This window comes from Alterinioella sp. (assembly GCF_058343375.1).
In genome coordinates, this window is the sequence record NZ_JBTUJH010000086.1 from 76,466 (window position 1) to 95,563 (window position 19,098).

The following is a 19,098-nucleotide window of genomic DNA, read 5'->3' on the forward strand; positions in this document are numbered from 1 at the left end:
AAGCCCCCATCGACGGGTGCTGCCCGCGACTTCATTGGCCATATCCACTACCCCTGGACAAGGCGTGTTTCACTCAGTGTCGTGAAGGGGGCTTGGAACTGTTCGAAACCCGGACCGCGCCCGTGACACCGATCATCATGTTCCGGTAGCCCATGGGCATTGTCGTTCGCGGCCCAGCCTTTCCCTCCGGCCCTTCCCTCCGGCCCTTCGCGCAGAAAATCGGCGCGGGGCGGGTGGGGGAATTGGAGGAACAGGAAAAGACCGGGAATACAAAAGCCGATTTTGGCAAGGATGCCCCGGATCGACATTGCAGCTCGCCAGGGGTCCCGATCCGAATTCATCCGGTCGGGTTGGACCAAGCATAGCCAGACCGGGCCGATTCCGATCAATCCACATAAAGACGCGCGGGCGTGTTCGCGCCCGCGCCGATCAGGGTCCTGACCCTAGCTGTCGTCGTCATCGGCGGCGACATCGGCAATATCGTCCAGCGCGACAGTGTCGTCATCATCGTCATCCAGCAGATCATCGTCCAGATCGATATCTTCTTCAACGACAGGTTCCACTTTTTCGACAACCGCGTCGTCATCAGCGGGTTTGGCCTTGGCTTTGGTCGCCGCCTTGTCGGGCTTGTCAGCCACCAGGGTGCGCGATCCCTTGCCGGTGTCGATATTCACCACTTCGCCGGAATACGGGCTGACAACGGGTGTTTTGTTGAGATCGAAAAACCGTTTTCCGGTGGTCGGGCAGACCCGCTTTACGCCCCATTCTTCTTTGGGCATGACACCTCCTTCAATCATCGCTATCGAGTGAATGCGGCACCTGACACAATGTTCGGGGGCTGTCAAAGCCTTTCCGTGAAGGGCGGGGCGCCAATCAGGGCAGAAGCAGGCACATGGCCATGAAATTCCATATTCTGGCGGGCGATCCGCCGATCGAGGTGGCCCTGAAACGACACCCTCGGGCGCGTCGGTTTACGCTTCGTGTCTCGAAATCATCGCGCATGGTCAGCCTGTCGATGCCCGCGCAGGCGCGGGAAAGGGAGGCGCTGGAGTTTCTGACCGAACGGGCCGGGTGGGTGCGCAAACATCTGGATGCTGCGCCCGAGATGCAGCGCCCCGCCATCGGGGCTGAGTTTCCACTCTTGGGCGTGGATCGCCCGATCGTGGCCGGGCCGGGTCGTGTGGCGCGATTTCGCGAGGGGCAGATCCTGATGCCGGAAAATGGCCGTTGCGGGCCCCTGCTGGCGACGCTGCTCAAAGCGATGGCGCGCGAGGCGCTGGTTGCACGCTGCGATCACCACGCAGGCCGGCTTGGCCGCCCGTTTGGCCGGATCACGCTGCGCGATACCCGGTCGCGCTGGGGCAGTTGTTCGAGCCGCGGCGATCTGATGTTTTCCTGGCGGCTGATCATGGCCCCGCCCGAGGTGCTGGATTATGTTGCCGCCCATGAGATGGCACATCTGGTCGAAATGAACCATTCTCCCGCGTTCTGGGCTGCTTGCGCGCGACTTTGCCCGGGCTACCAGGCCCCACGCCGCTGGTTGAAGACCCATGGCAGCGCGTTACAGGCGTGGCGCTTCGACAGCTTGCCCTGAGATCGTGCTTGTGATCACGTGGGCACCATGTTGCTGACCCAACGCCCCAGTGAAACCGGTGCCGTCCAGGTGGCGCATGATCGTGTCTTTCGCGCGCTGCGCGCCCGGATCATGCATGGCGAGATTGCGCCCGGAAAAGCGCTGACCCTGCGGGGCATCGGCAAGGAATACGGGGTCTCGATGACGCCCGCGCGCGAGGCGGTGCGGCGGCTGGTCAGCGAGGGTGCGCTGTCATTGTCCTCATCGGGCCGGGTGGCGACGCCGGAACTGAGCAATGACCGGATCGAGGAACTGGCGGCCATTCGCGCGCTGCTGGAGCCGGAGCTGGCGGCCCGCGCCCTGCCACGGGCGCATATCGCCCTGCTGGAGCGGCTTGATACAATCAATAACGGCGTGGCCGAGGCCGTTGCAAAGCGCGATGCGGTTGGCTATATCCGGGCCAATCTGGAGTTTCACCGGGCGTTGTATCTGCGCGCGCAAGCCCCGGCGATGCTGGCACTGGCGGAAACTGTCTGGTTGCAGATGGGCCCGACGATGCGGGCGCTTTACGGGCGGTTGCGGCGGACCGAGCCGCCGCGTCATCACCGTCTGATTCTGGCGGCGCTGAAGGCGGGCGATGAACCGGGGTTGCGTCTGGCGGTGCGGGCCGATGTCACGCAAGGGTTGCGTCTGATGGCGGGCTAAGGCACTTCTGGCCAATGCCTGAGACAGGGTGCATTGCTTAACGTGTTGAAATCTTGGATTTCAGGCAGCGTTAAGTGGTTCATGTTTTCTGAGAAGTGCTCTGGGGGTCGACGCGGGCTTTGCCGCGCCGACCGGTTGGGGGGCCAGCCCCCCAAACCCCCCGAGGTATTTTCGCCAAGATGAAAGATCAGGTCTTTTCGATATGGGTGGTGGGGAGCCAGCCTTCGCGTCCTTGCGGGTGCCCGTCAGGATATCTGCGGGTTTTCGACCCATTGCCAACCGGGGTATTCGTCGCTCTTGCGCCCCGGCGTGACGGTGTCGCCTGCGCGTATCGCAAGCGCCGGATCATAGTTTTCGCGCCACGTTTTGGTGACGCGCAACGCTTTTGTCTCAGGCATGGATCGCGCCATCGCCGCAGGCAAGCGCGGCTTCGCGCACGGCCTCGGAACAGGTCGGGTGGGCGTGGCAGGTCAGGGCCAGATCCTGCGCTGAGGCTCCGAATTCCATCGCCACGCAGACCTCATGGATCAGCTCGCCCGCGGCGGGGCCGATGATATGTGCGCCCAGAATGCGATCCGTGTCCTTGTCGGCCAGGATCTTGACGAAGCCCTCGCCCTGATGGATCGCCTTGGCGCGGGCATTGCCCATGAAGGAAAATTTTCCGACCTTGTAGGCGCGGCCCTCTTCTTTCAGGGATTCCTCGGTCTTGCCGACGGTCGCCACCTCGGGTGTGGTGTAGATGACGCCGGGAATGACGCCATAATTGACATGGCCATGTTTGCCCGCCAGAATCTCCGCCATGGCCATGCCCTCATCCTCGGCCTTGTGGGCCAGCATCGGGCCGGTGATGGCATCGCCGATGGCGTGGATGCCTTTGATGTTGGTGGCCCATTGGGCATTGGTCCGGATCTGGCCGCGGTCGGTCATTTCGACGCCAAGCGCTTCCAGCCCCAGACCGTCGACGAAAGGCTTGCGGCCGGTGGCGACCAGAACCACATCGGCATCCACCTGATGAACGCTGTCATCCTTGCGCAGCTTGTAATTCACCTTGGCCTTGGTTTTCAGCGCCTCGACGCTTTGAACCGCTGCCCCCATGATGAATTTCAGCCCCTGTTTCTTCAGAATGCGCTGGAAGGTCTTGGCGACATCGGCATCCATGCCGGGCGTGATCGCGTTGAGATACTCGATCACTGTAACCTCGGCCCCCAGACGGGCATAGACCGAGCCCAGTTCCAGCCCGATCACGCCTGCGCCAATAACCACCATCTTGCGGGGCGTTTTGGAGAGGCTGAGCGCGCCCTCGGAGGTTACGACGATCTTTTCATCGATCTCGACACCAGGCAGCGCGGTCGGTTCGGACCCGGATGCGATGATGATGTTCTTCGCGTCATGAACATCATTGCCGACCTTGACCTTGCCGGGCGCAGGGATCGACCCCCAGCCTTTCAGCCAGTCGATCTTGTTCTTCTTGAACAGAAATTCAATGCCCTTGGTGTTCTGGCCGATGACGTCATCCTTATAGGCCAGCATCGTCGGCCAATCGACCGAGGGTGATTTTCCCTTGAGGCCCATCTTGGCAAAATTATGCTCGGCCTCATGCAGCATATGGCTGGCATGCAGCAGTGCCTTGGATGGGATGCAGCCGATATTCAGGCAGGTGCCGCCAAGGGTGTCGCGCCCCTCGACCACGGCCGTTTTCAGGCCCAGTTGCGCGCAGCGGATGGCGCAGACATAGCCGCCGGGGCCGGCACCGATGATGATGACGTCATAGCTTGCCATTCTGGATGTCTCCTTTGGGTCGGATTTTGGCCGATTTCCCAAAGGAATGGGCGTTGCCGTGATCTGGGTCAACCGGTTTCGGAAAACTGCGACAAAAGACATGTGGTTTTTCGGGCGAATTTTTTTGCGACGTAGTTTTTGTGATCACAAAGAGACAGCGCTGGCCCCGACCTGTGACGAAACCCATCCGGATGGCAGGAGGACGAAAAGGAGAAACCGGGGGAAATGAAAGCGCCCGCCGGTGGATTGGGCGGGCGCTTGCAGGAAAAATCTTCCTGAAGATTTTTCGGGGCGGAAGAATTTTCGGGAAAATTCTTCGCCCCGTGGCAAGCCTTTACAAATCCACCAACAACCGCCGCGGGTCTTCCAGCGCTTCCTTGACCCGCACCAGGAAGGTCACGGCACCTTTGCCATCAACGATGCGGTGATCATAGCTCAATGCCAGATACATCATCGGGCGGATCACGATCTCGCCGTTGACCACCATCGCGCGGTCCTGGATCTTGTGCATGCCCAAAATGCCCGATTGCGGAGGGTTCAGGATCGGCGAGGACATCAGTGAACCATAGACACCGCCGTTGGAAATCGTAAAGGTGCCGCCCTGCATCTCGGCCATGGAGAGCTTGCCATCGCGCGCCCGGCGACCCTTCTCGGCAATTGCTTTTTCGATCTCGGCAAAGCTCATCTGATCGGCGTTGCGGATGACCGGCACCACCAGCCCCTGCGGTGTGCCCGCAGCCACGCCCATATGAACGAAGTTCTTATAGACAATATCGGTGCCGTCGATCTCGGCATTGACCTCGGGCACTTCCTTCAGCGCGTGGCAGCAGGCCTTGGTGAAGAAGGACATGAAGCCCATGCGCACGCCGTGCTTTTTCTCGAATGCCTCCTTGTAGGTGTTCCGCAGTGCCATCACCTCGGTCATGTCCGCCTCGTTATAGGTGGTCAGGATCGCGGCGGCGTTCTGGGCGTCTTTCAGGCGGCGGGCGATGGTCTGGCGCAGGCGGGTCATCTTGACCCGTTCCTCGCGGGTTGCATCCTCGGCTGCCACCGGTGCGCGCGGCGCGGCAGCGGCGGGCGCGGGTGCCGGGGTGGGGCTGGCCTTCATCACATCTTCCTTCATGATCCGGCCATCGCGGCCCGAGCCCTGAATCCGGGCCGGGTCGATGCCTTTTTCGGCCATCAACTTGTTGGCAGAGGGGGCGTTTTCAACATCCTTTGCGCCTGAAGTCTGGGCCAGTGCCGGTGTCTGGGCCGGTGTCGGCGCGAACGGGGCCGCGGGTGCCGCAATGCTGCCGCCGATCACGGCCAGTTTGGCGGAGGCCTCGACCGTGCTGCCCTCAGGGGCCAGAATCTCGGTCAGAACACCCGCGGCGGGGGCCGGAACCTCGACCGAGACCTTGTCGGTCTCCAACTCACACAGCATTTCATCGCGCGCGACCGTGTCGCCTATATTCTTGAACCAGGTGCTGACGGTGGCCTCGGTGACGCTTTCGCCAAGGGTGGGCACCATCACGTCAATTGCGTTGCCAACAGGCGCGGGGGCCGGCTCAGCCGCAGGGGCCACTTTTTCGGCAGGGGCCGCAGCAGCAGCGTCACCGGCATTCAGCGTCGCCAGCAGCGCGTTCACACCCACGGTTTCGCCTTCGGCGGCGACGATCTCGGCCAATGTGCCAGCCGCGGGCGAGGGAACTTCGACCGTCACCTTGTCGGTTTCCAGCTCGCAGAGCATCTCATCAACCGCCACCGCATCGCCGGGTTTCTTGAACCAGGTGGCAATCGTTGCTTCGGTAACACTTTCACCCAAAGTGGGCACGCGGACTTCTACGGACATGATTCAGTTCCCTTCGATCGTAAGCGCATCGTTCACGAGTGCTGCTTGCTGTGCTTTGTGCATGGAGGCGAGGCCGGTGGCGGGCGAGGCGGAGGCATTGCGCCCGACATAGATGGGGCGCGTATGTTTGGCACCGATCCGGGTCAGAACCCATTCGATATTAGGCTCGACGAAGTTCCAGCCGCCCTGGTTCTTGGGCTCTTCCTGGCACCAGACAATCTGCGCCCCCTTGAAGCGTTCCAGTTCCTTGACCAGCGCCAGCGCCGGGAACGGATAGAACTGTTCCAGCCGCAGCAGATAGATATCGGTGATGCCGCGCGCGTCGCGTTCTTCCAGCAGGTCATAATAGACCTTGCCCGAACACATCACCACGCGCCTGATCTTGTCATCGGCGACCAGTTCGGTATCGGAATTGCCTTTCTGGGCGTCATCCCACAGGCAGCGGTGAAAGCTGGATCCGGTGATGAAATCGGCTGTATCGGACACCGCCATCTTATGCCTGAGCAATGATTTCGGCGTCATCAGCACCAAAGGCTTGCGGAAATCGCGGTGGATCTGGCGGCGCAGGATATGGAAATAATTTGCCGGGGTGGTGCAGTTTGCAACGATCCAGTTATCCTCGGCGCACATTTGCAGGAACCGCTCCAGCCGGGCCGAACTGTGTTCCGGCCCTTGCCCCTCGAACCCGTGTGGCAGCAGCATCACCAGCCCCGACATGCGCAGCCATTTGCGTTCGCCCGAGGAAATGAACTGATCGAACATAATCTGCGCGCCATTGGCGAAATCGCCAAACTGCGCCTCCCACAGCACCAATGCATTGGGTTCGGCCAGGCTGTACCCATATTCAAAGCCCAGAACCGCGTATTCCGACAGCATCGAATCGATGACCTCAAAATGCGATTGTCCTTCGCGGATATGGTTCAGCGGGTAGTAGCGTTCCTCGGTGTCCTGATCGACCAGGCCGGAATGGCGCTGGCTGAAGGTGCCGCGGGTGCTGTCCTGGCCTGACAGGCGCACCGGATAGCCCTCGGTCAGCAGGCTGCCGAAAGCCAGCGCTTCGGCCGTGGCCCAGTCAAAGCCGGTGCCGCTTTCGACCATGGCTTTTTTCGTTTCCAACAGACGGGCTACCGTCTTGTGCAGGTTGAACCCTTCGGGCGCGCGGGTCAGGGCGGCGCTGACCTCGGCGAAGGTTTCGGGGCTGATCGAGGTCTTGCCACGCTCATATTCGCCCTTGTTGCGATCCAGATGCGACCAGCGGCCATCCAGCCAATCGGCCTTGTTGGGCTTGAAATCCTTGCCGGCCTCGAATTCCTCGTGCAGATGGGCCTGGAAAGCAGCCTTCATATCCTCGATCTCGCCCTCGGGGATCAGCCCGTCGCGCACCAGGCGTTCGGTGTAAAGCTGTAGCGTTGTCTTCTGCGTCTTGATTTTCTTATACATGATCGGGTTGGTGAACATGGGCTCGTCGCCCTCGTTGTGACCGAACCGGCGGTAGCAGAAGATATCGAGCACCACATCCTTGTGAAATTTCTGGCGAAACTCGGTGGCGACCTTGGCGGCGTGCACCACGGCCTCGGGATCGTCACCATTGACGTGGAAAATCGGCGCTTCGACCATCAGCGCAATATCGGTGGGGTAGGGGCTGGACCGGCTGAAATGCGGCGCGGTGGTAAAGCCGATCTGATTGTTGACGATGATATGCATGGTGCCGCCGGTCCGGTGGCCGCGCAGACCGCTGAGGCCAAAGCCCTCGGCAACCACACCCTGACCGGCAAAGGCCGCATCGCCATGCAGCAACACCGCAAGAACCGAAGTGCGGTCCGGATCCTTGATCTGGTCCTGCTTGGCGCGAACCTTGCCGATGACCACGGGGTTCACCGCCTCAAGGTGGCTTGGATTGGCCGTCAGGCTGAGATGGACGGAATTGCCATCAAAGCTGCGGTCGCTGGAGGCCCCCAGATGGTATTTCACATCGCCCGAACCATCGACATCCTCGGGCTTGAAGCTGCCGCCCTGAAATTCGTTGAAAATCGCGCGGTAGGGTTTGGCCATCACATTGGCCAGCACCGAAAGACGCCCGCGATGCGGCATCCCGACAACGATATCGCGCACGCCAAGCGCGCCGCCGCGCTTGATGATCTGCTCCATCGCCGGTATCAGCGCCTCGGCCCCGTCCAGCCCGAAACGCTTGGTGCCCATGTATTTGACATGCAGGAATTTCTCGAACCCTTCGGCCTCGACCAGCTTGTTCAGGATCGCCTTGCGCCCTTCACGGGTGAATTTGATTTCCTTGTCGAACCCTTCGATGCGTTCCTTCAGCCAGCCAGCTTCTTCGGGGTTGGAAATATGCATGTATTGCAGCGCGAATGTGCCGCAATAGGTGCGTTTCACGATCTCCAGGATCTGCCGCATCGAGGCGACCTGAAGCCCAAGCACCAGATCGATGAAAATGGGCCGGTCCATATCGGCCTCGACAAAGCCATAGCTGGCCGGGTCCAGTTCCGGGTGCTGCTTGTTATCGCGCATGCCCAACGGGTCCAGATCGGCCACCAGATGGCCCCGGATCCGGTAGGCCCGGATCAGCATCAGCGCGCGCAAACTGTCCAGAACGGCGCGTTTCAGAGCCTCGTCGGAGATCGAAACACCTTTTTCCGCGGCCTTATCGGTGATCTTCCTGGCGGCGGCGTCGGCCTCTGCCGGGGCTGATTCCGGCCAATCCCCGGTCAAGGCGTTGGTCAGATCATCATCGGGCTGCAGCGGCCAGTCACTGCGCGCCCAACTGGGGCCCGTGGCCTCGGCCTTCACATCCAGTTCCGCATCACCCAGGCTTTGGAAAAACGCGGCCCATGCGGCATCAACCGCGCCCGGATCATTGGCGTATTGGGCGTAGAGCTGCTCCAGATATTCGGCATTGTGGCCTTGCAAAAAGCTGGAGGATTGCAACGCGTCATTGGGGCTTTGGTCGGTCATCGGTAATTCCTCTTACGGGTTGGGACCAAAAGGAAGGCGGGGGGCGTGGCGGTGTTCGGGGCAGGGAAAAACCATCGCATCATATCCTGAGTTCTTCATATGGAAGGGTCAGCGAGGGCACCGCTGCGGCCCCGTTCAGCCCGATATCGGGCAGGTGAAACGAGATCCCGAAACGGCGGGTGCCACGCTCCAGCGGCTGGCCGGTGCTGAGTATCCAGGCCCGGCCAACCGGCATCGCCACGGGCGGCAGCAGCGCGACCATGTCACGCAGTTCGGCGTTGATATCGGCAGAGCCTTCGCCCGGGATCAAAGTGCAGATGGCCATTTCACCGCGCCCGGACATGATGGCCCGAAACTGCAACAACCAGCCATCCGCGCCTTGCCAGATCGTTATCCGGTCGCGGTCCAGCCGGTCTTGCAGGCGGATAAGGGATTGCGCCGCGTTGTCTTGCATTGCGGCCATCGCGTCGGCAAGCGGTGACATGACGGCCCCTTGCGCGGCCGCGGGCAGGGGCACGGCAATGGCGGCCATGGTGGCTATCCAGACAGCTGTCAGCGCGGGTCGCATGGGCAGGGTGCCTCCGTGGCGTTTTCGCTTCGCAACCTGGCGCAAGGGGCCCTTGCGCCAGATTTTTTCCTGGGGTGCCGGCAGGGGCCGTTACCCAATCGCCTTCAGCACAGCCTCCCCCAGACCGGCGGGGCTTTCGGCCACGACGATACCGGCGGCCTGCATGGCCTCGATCTTGTCTTCGGCACCGCCCTTGCCACCGGCCACGATGGCACCGGCATGGCCCATGCGACGACCCGGCGGCGCGGTGCGCCCGGCGATGAACCCGGCGGTGGGCTTCCAGCGGCCCTTTTTGCGCTCATCGGCCAGGAACTGGGCGGCGTCTTCTTCCGCCGAGCCGCCAATCTCGCCGATCATGATGATCGAATGGGTTTCGGGATCGGCCAGGAACATCTCCAGCACGTCGATATGTTCGGTCCCCTTTATGGGGTCGCCACCGATGCCCACGGCGGTGGACTGGCCCAGGCCGATATCGGATGTCTGTTTGACCGCCTCATAGGTCAGCGTGCCCGACCGGCTGACGACACCGACCGATCCCCGCTTGTGGATATGGCCGGGCATGATGCCGATCTTGCAGGCCCCGGGGGTGATGATGCCGGGGCAGTTGGGACCGACAAGGCGCGAACTGGAGCCTTCCAGCGCCCGCTTTACCTTCATCATATCGAGCACCGGGATGCCTTCGGTGATGCAGCAGATCAGCTCCATCTCGGCATCGATGGCCTCAAGGATGGAATCGGCGGCAAAGGGCGGCGGCACGTAGATTACCGAAGCATTGGCCCCGGTCACGGCGCGCGCTTCATGGACCGAGTTGAACACCGGCAGATCCAGATGCGTCTGCCCGCCCTTGCCCGGCGTCACGCCGCCAACCATCTGCGTGCCATAGGCGATGGCCTGTTCGGAATGAAAAGTGCCCTGAGAGCCGGTGAAGCCCTGACAGATAACCTTGGTGTTTTCGTTGACGAGTACGGCCATGTTGCCTGTCCCTCTTTTCTGGTTTGGTCGGCGGGCGGCGGCAGCCGCTCCACATTGTTGAATGTCGCAAGGCTGACCGGGTCGGCGAGAAGCCCGGATAAAGCCGCTATGTCGAAACTGTGGCGGACCGATCTGAAAACGAGGGATCGTTTCACCTGCAGTTTCCGTTTCCTCAGTCCGTGGCCATCAGAATTGGCGATTGGAATAAACGCTCTGCCCGTTCAGGATGACACCGGGATGCCCCGGCCGGTCCAGCTCCCGCTCTATCTGAGTTGTTGAGATGGGCGGAAAGAACGAGTGGCCGCGATTGGGCAAAACGCTGCGCGCACAGCCCGCCAGGCTGAGGATCGCGACGCTTGCGATGGTGATTTTCATGATGGCAGTCATGGCTGTCTCCCTTTCGGTTTGGTTTCGCGTGCCACGGCCCTGGCCATGCTGTTGCGGCTGCGGCGCGCGCAAGCGGCCCGCAGCCCAATGCATCGACCGTTACCCCTTTACCGCCGCCACAATTTTCTCGGCCCCGTCTTTCAGATCATCGGCCGCGATCACGCCAAGCCCGGAGCTGTTGATGATCTCCTTGCCCTTTTCCACATTGGTGCCTTCCAGCCGCACCACCAGCGGCACTTTCAGGCCCACTTCCTTGACCGCCGACACCACGCCCTCGGCGATGATGTCACAGCGCATGATGCCGCCGAAGATGTTGACCAGAATGCCCTTCACCTGCGGGTCGGAGGTGATGATCTTGAAGGCTTCGGTCACCTTTTCCTTGGTGGCACCGCCGCCGACATCGAGAAAGTTGGCAGGCTCCGAGCCATAGAGCTTGATGATATCCATCGTCGCCATCGCCAGCCCGGCACCGTTCACCATGCAGCCGATCTCACCATCCAGCGCGATATAGTTCAGATCGAACTTGGACGCGGCCAGTTCCTTGGGGTCTTCCTCGGTCTCGTCGCGCAGGGCGGCCACATCGGCATGGCGGTAGATGGCATTGTCATCGAAGCTTACCTTGGCATCGAGCACTTTCAGATCACCGCCATCGGTCACGATAAGCGGATTGATCTCCAGCATTTCCATGTCCTTCTCGGTGAAGGCCTGGTAAAGCTGGCCCATCAGTTTGACGCATTGTTTGACCTGGCCCCCATTCAGACCCAGGGCAAAGGCAATGCGGCGCCCGTGGAAACCCTGATATCCGGTGGCGGGATCAACGCTGAAGGACAGGATCTTTTCGGGGGTCGCCGCGGCCACTTCCTCGATATCCATGCCGCCTTCGGTCGAGCAGACAAACGAGATCCGGCTGGTCTGGCGATCGACCAGCAGTGCCAGATACATCTCGGTCTCGATGCCCGATCCGTCTTCGATATAGATCCGGTTGACCTGTTTGCCGGCCGGGCCGGTCTGGTGGGTCACAAGGGTGCGGCCCAGCATCTTCTTGGCCTCATTGGCGGCTTCTTCCACCGATTTGGTCAGGCGCACGCCGCCCTTTTCGCCGGCATCGGCCTCCTTGAAGCTGCCCTTGCCGCGTCCACCGGCATGGATCTGGGCCTTGACCACCCAAAGGGGGCCGTCCATTTCGCCTGCGGCTGTCTTGGCGTCTTCGGCTTTCAGAACCACGCGGCCATCACTGACCGGGGCGCCATATTGGCGAAGCAGAGCTTTCGCCTGGTATTCATGAATGTTCATGAAACTGTCCCGTATTGCTTTCGGTTGGCCCGACTAAACACAAAACTCCCTTGTAAAGAAACGGCATTCTGCCGCAGTCGGGCTGTTTGGCGGGAAAAGCGCGAATTTGTGATCACACGAATAAAAACTGTGATCACAAATAGGCAACCGGAATGGCGACAGGCAAAAGATGTGTTGCGAATCATGTTTGCGGTATCAGGGTTCGGGATCTTCGGTGGCCGGTTTGAAGCAGGACTGGCGGGCCGGACATGGCATCTTTCCCCACAAACCGCGCCCAATAGAAAGGGCCGGAGGATGTCCTCCGGCCCCAGTTCCGAGCGTGCGAATATTGCCTATTTCAGGCTCTCGTCGATGGCTTTGCAGGCCGCGACCAGGCCTTTCACAGCCTCGACCGATTTGATGAAGCCGGCCTGCTCGCTCTTGGATAGTTTGACCTCGACAATACGCTCGATCCCGCCGGCACCGATGATGGTGGGCACGCCGACATACATGCCATCAAGGCCGAACTGACCGTCGCAATAGGCCGCGCAGGGCAGCACGCGCTTTTGGTCTTTCAGAAAGGCCTCGGCCATTTCGATGGCGGCGGTCGCCGGTGCGTAATAGGCAGATCCGGTTTTCAGCAGGCCGACAATCTCGGCCCCGCCATCGCGGGTGCGCTGCACGATCGCGTCCAGTTTTTCCTGCGTGGTCCAACCCATTTCGACCAGATCGGGCAATGGGATGCCGCCAACGGTGGAATAGCGCACTGACGGCACCATGGTGTCGCCATGGCCGCCCAGAACGAAGGCCGTCACATCGCGCATCGAGACGCCGAATTCCTCGGCCAGAAAGTGGCGGAACCGGGCAGAGTCCAGAATGCCCGCCATGCCGACGACCTTGGCATGCGGCAGGCCGGAGTATTCACGCAGCGCCCAGACCATCGCATCCAGCGGATTGGTGATGCAGATCACAAAGGCATCGGGCGCATTGGCGGCGATGCCCTGGCCCACCGATTTCATGACTTTCAGGTTGATGCCGAGCAGGTCATCGCGGCTCATGCCCGGTTTGCGGGGCACGCCTGCGGTGACCACGATCACATCGGCCCCCGCGATATCGGCGTAATCGGTGGTGCCTTTGAGATTGGCGTCAAAGCCTTCGGACGGGCCGGATTCGGCAATATCCAGCGCCTTGCCCTGCGGCACGCCATCCGCAATGTCGAACAGGACGACATCGCCCAGTTCCTTGAGTGCTACCAGATGAGCGAGCGTTCCGCCGATCTGTCCTGCGCCGATAAGGGCGATCTTGGGTCTGGCCATGAGAGAAAGTCTCCAAGCTCGGTTGATGTTGGAGCGTGGCCTAGCGCCAGATGCCGGTCTGCGCAAGGGTCATGCGGCGCGGCGGAAAGCCCATGACGGGGGATCGACCGGCGCAGAACCTGCCAGGTGGTTGAAACCTAATTCTTTTTCCTGCGCCAAGGGCGTGGAATAGTGTATACTATTGTATGCCGAGAGGGGGTTTCCGGCATCTCGCGCGCGATTCAGAGCGGCTCACCAGCCGGAAGCGGCAGCAGATTTTCCCAGAACCGGCCTGCCGCAACCAGGCAGGTCGTGCCATTGGGCGCGGTAATGGTGATGGTCCAGGTGCCGGTTTCTTCCGAGGCGAACACCTCTACGATGCGATTATTCGGTCCCATCCCCCAGCTTTGCGGGGTCTCGCCAAACCGGCCGGTCAGCGTTTCAACGATCTGATCGCGGTCGCCACAGATGGTGCGGGTTGTCTGGGCCTGGGCGGCGTTCAGGGTGGTCAGAAGGGCAAGAGCCCCGCCGATAAATGCATGTGCCTTGGTCATAGTCCTGCCTTTCAATTGCATGAGGGCAGAACAGGCGACAGCGGTATCCGAAGGGTCATGCGACGGATCCGCCCCGCAGCTCGCCCCCCGTTTTCCTGTCGGGCCCGTCCTGGTGACGGATCATCTCCGACTATGGCTCCAAAATACCAAAAATTCGGTTAAAGCGCGAATAACCCTTTCTCACCTTCCGCGGCGCAGCTGTGATCGCGCAAGAATATTTCGCTACGCTGCGGCGAAACGGAACTTGCGTTCGCAGCGCTCTTTGTGTTCTTTGCCCCCGACCTTGCCAGCAACAGGACCGCCCCGATGGATCAGGCCGCCCGCCCGTATCGCTCTGTTCTCTATATCCCTGCGTCGAAGGCGCGCGCGCTGGACAAGGCGCGCGGCCTGCCTGTCGATGCCATCATCTTTGATCTCGAAGATGCCGTTGCGGTCGAGGAAAAGGTGAATGCGCGCGCGGTGCTGACGGATACGCTGGCTGATGGCGGCTTTGGCAACCGGGTGCGGATTGTGCGCATTAACGGGCTGGATACTGAATGGGGCGCGGCCGATGCCCGGGCCGCCGCCTTGATGAATTGCGATGCGGTGCTGCTGCCCAAGGTCGAGACGGCGGCCCAACTGGATGCTCTCGCCGCCCTTATCGGCGACAAACCGATCTGGGCGATGATGGAAACCCCGCGCGGGGTGCTGAACGCCGCCGCCATCGCCGCACATCCGCAATTGCAGGGCTTTGTGATGGGCACCAATGACCTGGCCAAGGATATGAACACGCGGTTTCGTCCCGACCGGCTGCCGATGATGGCGGGGCTTGGGGCGTGCCTGCTGGCAGCCAAGGCGCATGGCATCGTGATTGTCGATGGTGTCTATAATGCCTTCCGCGACGAAGATGGCCTGCGCGCCGAATGCGACCAGGGCCGCGACATGGGCTTTGACGGCAAGACGCTGATCCATCCGGCGCAGGTCGCCATCGCCAATGCCGCATTCGCCCCAAGCGCGGCAGAGATCGACCTGGCCCGCCGCCAGATCGCCGCGTTCGAATTGGCCGAGGCCGCAGGGCAGGGGGTTGCCGTTGTCGATGGCAAGATTGTAGAGAACTTGCATGTTGCCACCGCCAGGGCCACCTTGGCAAAAGCAGCCGCAATCGCAGAACTGGAAACCGCCTGATGTCTCTCCTTCTCCTCCTCGCTGGTCTCGCCCTTTGGGCCGGGGCGCATTTTTTCAAACGCCTTGCGCCGGATGCGCGTGCGCGGATGGGCAAGGCGGGAAAAGCCGTGATTGCTCTGCTGTTGGTCGGGTCCATCATATTGATGGTCAAAGGCTATGGCGGCATGGAATTCATCGCGATCTGGCAGCCGCCCGCGTTCCTGACCTCGGTCAACAATCTGTTGATGCTGGTTGCGCTGTTTTTCTTCGCGGCCGGCGATACCAAGGCCGCTTTGGTAAAAAACATCCGCCACCCGATGCTGATCGGCATGAAGGCCTGGGCGGTGTCGCATTTGCTGGTCAATGGCGATCTGGCCTCGATCATCCTGTTTGGCGGGCTTTTGGCCTGGGCGGTGGCACAGGTCATCGTGATCAACCGCGCCGAGCCGGTCTGGGAGCCGCGTCAGGGCACGTCGATGCGCGGCAATATCATCGCGCTGGTGGGCGCGGTCGTGCTGATGGGCGTGATCGGCTTCATCCATAATTGGATCGGCCCGTGGCCGTTCGGGTAACCTTGGTGAAACGCGACCGAATTGCCAACAGGGCGGGCATCAATTCACCCGATACCAGGCGGGGGGCGCATTAATCTCATGGCCAAAACCAACCCCGGCAATTTCTTTGAAGACTACCGCCTTGGTCAGCGGATCGAACACGCGGTGCCGCGCACCATATCGGGGGGTGAGCGCGCCCTGTATCATGCGCTTTATCCGGCCCGCCACGCGCTGCATTCCTCGGATGAATTTGCCCGCGCCTGCGGCTTGCCCGCGTCGCCGATGGACGATCTGGCTGCGTTTCACGTGGTGTTCGGCAAGACCGTGCCGGATCTGTCGCGCAATGCCGTCGCCAATCTGGGCTATGCCGAGGGGCGGTTTCGGATACCTGTCTATCCCGGCGATACGCTGCGATCCGTGTCCGAGGTCATCGGGCTGAAACAGAACTCCAACGGCAGGACCGGCGTGGTCTATGTCCGCACGGAAGGGCTGAACCAGCGCGGCGAAGTGGTGCTGGATTACGTGCGTTGGGTCATGGTGCGCAAACGTGATCTGGACGCGCCCGCGCCCGAAACCGTGATCCCGGATCTGGCAGAGGTGGTTCCGGCCGATGATCTGGTGATCCCCGAGGGGCTTGATTTTCGTCGTTACGATTTCGCCCTGGCGGGCGATCCGCACCGATGGGCCGATTACGCGGTGGGCGAGATTATCGACCATGTCGACGGCGTTACCATGGAGGAGGCCGAACATATGCTGGCCACGCGCCTCTGGCAGAACACCGCCAAGGTGCATTTCGACGCCACCTTTCGCCCCGATGGCCAGCGCCTGATCTATGGCGGGCATGTGATTTCGATGGCCCGCGCGCTATCCTTCAATGGCCTTGCCAATGCCCAGATCATCGCCGGCATCAACGCCGGTGCCCATGCCAATCCCTGTTTTGCGGGCGATACCGTCAAGGCGTGGTCCGAGGTGCTGGACAGGGCCGAAACGCCCGCGCCGGGGGTTGGTGCGCTGCGGTTGCGGCTTGTGGCCTGCAAGGGGGGCGCGCCGGGACAGTTGAAAGATGCGGGTGGTAAATATCTGCAACATGTTCTGCTCGATCTTGATTACTGGGTCTTGATGCCGGTTTGACCTGCGCCACAATCGGGTTACGGTGCCGTAAAACAACGCGGAGCCCCTACCGATGATGTCCCTTTCCCTGACGCTTTACGGGCTTGCCGCCTTTGGCACGCTCGTTGTTGCCGCGATTTATCTCTTTGGCAGCGTGCCCGCCTCCCATCACCGCGAGATCCTTGAAAAAGAGGGTATTTCTCTCAGTCCGGGTCTGGAGCATGTGATGACTTCGCTGTGCCGGGTTCTGGGGGCGGGGCTGATGGCAAGCGGCGTCTCGGCGCTGCTCTTTGCGCTGGCCATTCAGGCTTCTGATCCGGTGCTGATCAAGATGCGCCCGCTTTTGATCGGGCTGATCATCGGTGTGCCCAGCGTGATCTATCCGCACCGGGTGGAAATGGCCACCGGTGTGCGCACGCCCTGGCGTTCCGCGGCCGGGCTGCTGGCGGTGATGTTGGCAGGCTTTGTGGCATCACTTATGTGATCACACCACCAAATCCCGTGATCACAAACCCGCTTTCTGCGGCGTTTCGACCCAGGAAAATGGCAATTTCCGCCAATGCCCCCCGTGACTCAGCCGAAAAACTGGGTATTCATTGGGGAAATGACATAGCAAGTTCAGCCAATCCTGAAAGGGTGTCCGCCATGGCAGATGTAAACCGGGGCAATCGGCCCCTATCGCCCCACCTGCAAGTCTACCGCTCCGAGATCAACATGGTGACGTCGATCCTGAACCGGATCGCCGGTGTCGCGTTGCTTGGCGGCGCGGTCCTGATCGTGTGGTGGCTGATGGCCGCCGCCACCTCCGAAGCCTATTTCGCTTATGTCGACTGGCTGCTGACCTCGATTCTGGGCGATATCGTGATGACGCTGTCGGTTCTGGCGCTGTGGTATCACGCGCTGGCCGGTATCCGGCATCTGGCCTGGGATATGGGCTATGGCTTTGATCCCGATACCGCCGACAAATCCAGTTGGGGCATCATCATCGGGGCCTTCGCCCTGACATTCCTGACCATCATTGCCATCTGGGGAACCTGAGCCATGGGCATGCTGACCGACCGCAAACAGGTCGAAGGACTGGGGTCCGCCAGATCGGGCACGGATCATCACTGGAAAACCACGCTGACATCGGTGGCGCTGCTGATCATCGTTCCGATGTTCCTGTTCTCGGTCGGGCCGCTTCTGGGCAATCCCCATGCCGAAGTTCAGGCCGCCCTTTCGCGGCCCTTCCCGGCGGTTTCCGCCGCGCTGATGCTGATCGTCGGATTTTACCATTTCCGCCTTGGGATCCAGATGGTGATCGAGGATTACATGCAGGGCGTATCGCGCAAGGTTGCCATCGTGGCGATGGCCTGCCTCAGCTATGGTCTGATGGCCCTCGGCCTTATCTCGCTGGCTCTAATCGCGCTCTAATTTCATTCAGGGGGCAATCTCGCTCATGACCGCTTCGCACGAAATCATTCATCACAGCTATGACGTCGTTGTCATCGGGGCCGGCGGTGCCGGGCTGCGTGCCACGCTTGGCATGGCCGAACAGGGGCTGAAAACCGCCTGTGTCACCAAAGTGTTCCCGACCCGCAGCCACACCGTTGCGGCCCAGGGCGGCATTGCTGCCAGCCTGTCGAATATGGGCCCCGACAATTGGCAATGGCACATGTATGACACCGTCAAGGGATCAGACTGGCTGGGCGATACCGACGCGATGGAATATCTGGCGCGCGAGGCCCCCAAGGCGGTCTATGAGCTGGAACATTACGGCGTGCCTTTCAGCCGCACCGAAGATGGCAAGATCTATCAGCGCCCGTTTGGCGGCCACACCACCGAATTTGGCGAAGGCCCGCCGGTGCAGCGCACCTGCGCCGCCGCCGACCGCACCGGCCATGCCATCCTGCACACGCTTTATGGCCAGTCGCTGAAACATAATGCCGAATTCTATATCGAGTATTTCGCCACCGATCTGCTGATGTCCGATGATGGCCAATGTCAGGGCGTCGTCGCCTGGAAGCTGGATGACGGCACCCTGCATGTCTTCAACGCCAAGATGGTGGTGCTGGCAACCGGCGGCTATGGCCGCGCCTATTTCAGCGCCACCTCGGCCCATACCTGCACCGGCGATGGCGGTGGCATGGTGGCGCGCGCGGGCCTGCCCTTGCAGGATATGGAGTTCGTGCAGTTCCACCCCACCGGCATTTACGGCGCGGGCTGTCTGATCACCGAAGGCGCGCGCGGCGAAGGCGGCTATCTGACCAATTCCGAGGGCGAACGCTTCATGGAACGCTATGCGCCGCAATACAAGGATCTGGCGCCGCGCGATTACGTGTCACGCTCGATGACCATGGAGATCCGCGAAGGGCGCGGCGTGGGGCCCGAGGGCGATCACCTGCA

20 protein-coding genes are annotated in these 19,098 nt (G+C 61.3%); 9 read left to right on the forward strand and 11 right to left on the reverse strand.

Features of this window, described 5'->3' with window-relative positions; translation table 11 throughout:
- Positions 1–443: 443 nt before the first annotated feature.
- Positions 444–779: a TIGR02300 family protein gene (locus ACW8PS_RS12390; protein WP_491527754.1), complete on the reverse strand. Its 336-nt coding sequence runs from the start codon at positions 777–779 to the stop codon at positions 444–446.
- 119 nt (positions 780–898) lie between these two features.
- On the opposite strand from ACW8PS_RS12390, the gene ACW8PS_RS12395 reads away from it, so the two are divergent.
- The gene (locus ACW8PS_RS12395; protein WP_491527780.1) at positions 899–1,594 is read left to right on the forward strand and encodes a M48 family metallopeptidase; all 696 of its coding nucleotides are present in this window, start codon (positions 899–901) and stop codon (positions 1,592–1,594) included.
- Between the two features lie 27 nt (positions 1,595–1,621).
- Complete coding sequence (locus tag ACW8PS_RS12400; protein ID WP_491527756.1) at positions 1,622–2,278, forward strand: GntR family transcriptional regulator; 657 nt, start codon at positions 1,622–1,624, stop codon at positions 2,276–2,278.
- A 245-nt stretch (positions 2,279–2,523) separates the two neighbouring features.
- On the opposite strand, the gene ACW8PS_RS12405 is transcribed toward ACW8PS_RS12400, so the two are convergent.
- The 10 genes from ACW8PS_RS12405 to ACW8PS_RS12450 form a co-directional block, all read right to left on the reverse strand.
- Positions 2,524–2,676, reverse strand: a complete 153-nt coding sequence (locus tag ACW8PS_RS12405) for a hypothetical protein (RefSeq protein WP_491527757.1) — start codon at positions 2,674–2,676, stop codon at positions 2,524–2,526.
- On the reverse strand, positions 2,669–4,057 hold the full coding sequence (gene lpdA / locus ACW8PS_RS12410; RefSeq protein ID WP_491527758.1) for a dihydrolipoyl dehydrogenase: 1,389 nt from the start codon (positions 4,055–4,057) through the stop codon (positions 2,669–2,671). The genes ACW8PS_RS12405 and lpdA overlap by 8 nt, the downstream gene beginning before the upstream one ends.
- A 334-nt stretch (positions 4,058–4,391) precedes the next feature.
- Positions 4,392–5,891, reverse strand: coding sequence for a 2-oxoglutarate dehydrogenase complex dihydrolipoyllysine-residue succinyltransferase (gene odhB / locus ACW8PS_RS12415; RefSeq protein WP_491527759.1), 1,500 nt, complete (start codon positions 5,889–5,891; stop codon positions 4,392–4,394).
- 3 nt (positions 5,892–5,894) lie between these two features.
- The gene (locus tag ACW8PS_RS12420; protein ID WP_491527760.1) at positions 5,895–8,861 is read right to left on the reverse strand and encodes a 2-oxoglutarate dehydrogenase E1 component; all 2,967 of its coding nucleotides are present in this window, start codon (positions 8,859–8,861) and stop codon (positions 5,895–5,897) included.
- Positions 8,862–8,940: 79 nt separating this feature from the next.
- The gene (locus tag ACW8PS_RS12425) at positions 8,941–9,429 is read right to left on the reverse strand and encodes a hypothetical protein (RefSeq protein WP_491527761.1); all 489 of its coding nucleotides are present in this window, start codon (positions 9,427–9,429) and stop codon (positions 8,941–8,943) included.
- A 90-nt stretch (positions 9,430–9,519) separates the two neighbouring features.
- Positions 9,520–10,401: a succinate--CoA ligase subunit alpha gene (gene sucD / locus ACW8PS_RS12430; protein ID WP_491527762.1), complete on the reverse strand. Its 882-nt coding sequence runs from the start codon at positions 10,399–10,401 to the stop codon at positions 9,520–9,522.
- Between the two features lie 186 nt (positions 10,402–10,587).
- Positions 10,588–10,788 (reverse strand): hypothetical protein, encoded by a 201-nt coding sequence (locus ACW8PS_RS12435; RefSeq protein WP_491527763.1) that lies wholly within the window; start codon positions 10,786–10,788, stop codon positions 10,588–10,590.
- 99 nt (positions 10,789–10,887) lie between these two features.
- Positions 10,888–12,081: an ADP-forming succinate--CoA ligase subunit beta gene (gene sucC / locus ACW8PS_RS12440; protein WP_491527764.1), complete on the reverse strand. Its 1,194-nt coding sequence runs from the start codon at positions 12,079–12,081 to the stop codon at positions 10,888–10,890.
- Positions 12,082–12,413: 332 nt separating this feature from the next.
- The gene (gene mdh / locus ACW8PS_RS12445) at positions 12,414–13,376 is read right to left on the reverse strand and encodes a malate dehydrogenase (RefSeq protein ID WP_491527765.1); all 963 of its coding nucleotides are present in this window, start codon (positions 13,374–13,376) and stop codon (positions 12,414–12,416) included.
- A 221-nt stretch (positions 13,377–13,597) separates the two neighbouring features.
- Positions 13,598–13,909 carry a hypothetical protein gene (locus tag ACW8PS_RS12450; protein WP_491527767.1) on the reverse strand — a complete coding sequence of 104 codons (312 nt, stop codon included), beginning with the start codon at positions 13,907–13,909 and terminating at the stop codon, positions 13,598–13,600.
- A gap of 306 nt (positions 13,910–14,215) precedes the next feature.
- Between ACW8PS_RS12450 and ACW8PS_RS12455 the strand changes: the two genes are divergently transcribed.
- The 7 genes from ACW8PS_RS12455 to ACW8PS_RS12485 form a co-directional block, all read left to right on the forward strand.
- Positions 14,216–15,073 (forward strand): HpcH/HpaI aldolase/citrate lyase family protein, encoded by an 858-nt coding sequence (locus tag ACW8PS_RS12455; RefSeq protein ID WP_491527768.1) that lies wholly within the window; start codon positions 14,216–14,218, stop codon positions 15,071–15,073.
- A complete protein-coding gene (locus ACW8PS_RS12460; RefSeq protein WP_491527770.1) occupies positions 15,073–15,624 on the forward strand; it encodes an NnrU family protein in 552 nt (183 codons plus the stop codon). The genes ACW8PS_RS12455 and ACW8PS_RS12460 overlap by 1 nt, the downstream gene beginning before the upstream one ends.
- 78 nt (positions 15,625–15,702) lie before the next feature.
- On the forward strand, positions 15,703–16,734 hold the full coding sequence (locus ACW8PS_RS12465) for a MaoC family dehydratase (protein ID WP_491527771.1): 1,032 nt from the start codon (positions 15,703–15,705) through the stop codon (positions 16,732–16,734).
- Positions 16,735–16,786: 52 nt separating this feature from the next.
- Complete coding sequence (locus ACW8PS_RS12470) at positions 16,787–17,197, forward strand: hypothetical protein (RefSeq protein ID WP_491527772.1); 411 nt, start codon at positions 16,787–16,789, stop codon at positions 17,195–17,197.
- A gap of 161 nt (positions 17,198–17,358) precedes the next feature.
- Complete coding sequence (gene sdhC / locus ACW8PS_RS12475; protein WP_491527773.1) at positions 17,359–17,751, forward strand: succinate dehydrogenase, cytochrome b556 subunit; 393 nt, start codon at positions 17,359–17,361, stop codon at positions 17,749–17,751.
- Between the two features lie 3 nt (positions 17,752–17,754).
- Positions 17,755–18,126 carry a succinate dehydrogenase, hydrophobic membrane anchor protein gene (gene sdhD, locus ACW8PS_RS12480; RefSeq protein WP_491527774.1) on the forward strand — a complete coding sequence of 124 codons (372 nt, stop codon included), beginning with the start codon at positions 17,755–17,757 and terminating at the stop codon, positions 18,124–18,126.
- A gap of 25 nt (positions 18,127–18,151) precedes the next feature.
- Positions 18,152–19,098 (forward strand): FAD-binding protein (locus ACW8PS_RS12485; protein ID WP_491527775.1); only part of this gene is annotated, 947 nt, incomplete at its 3' end.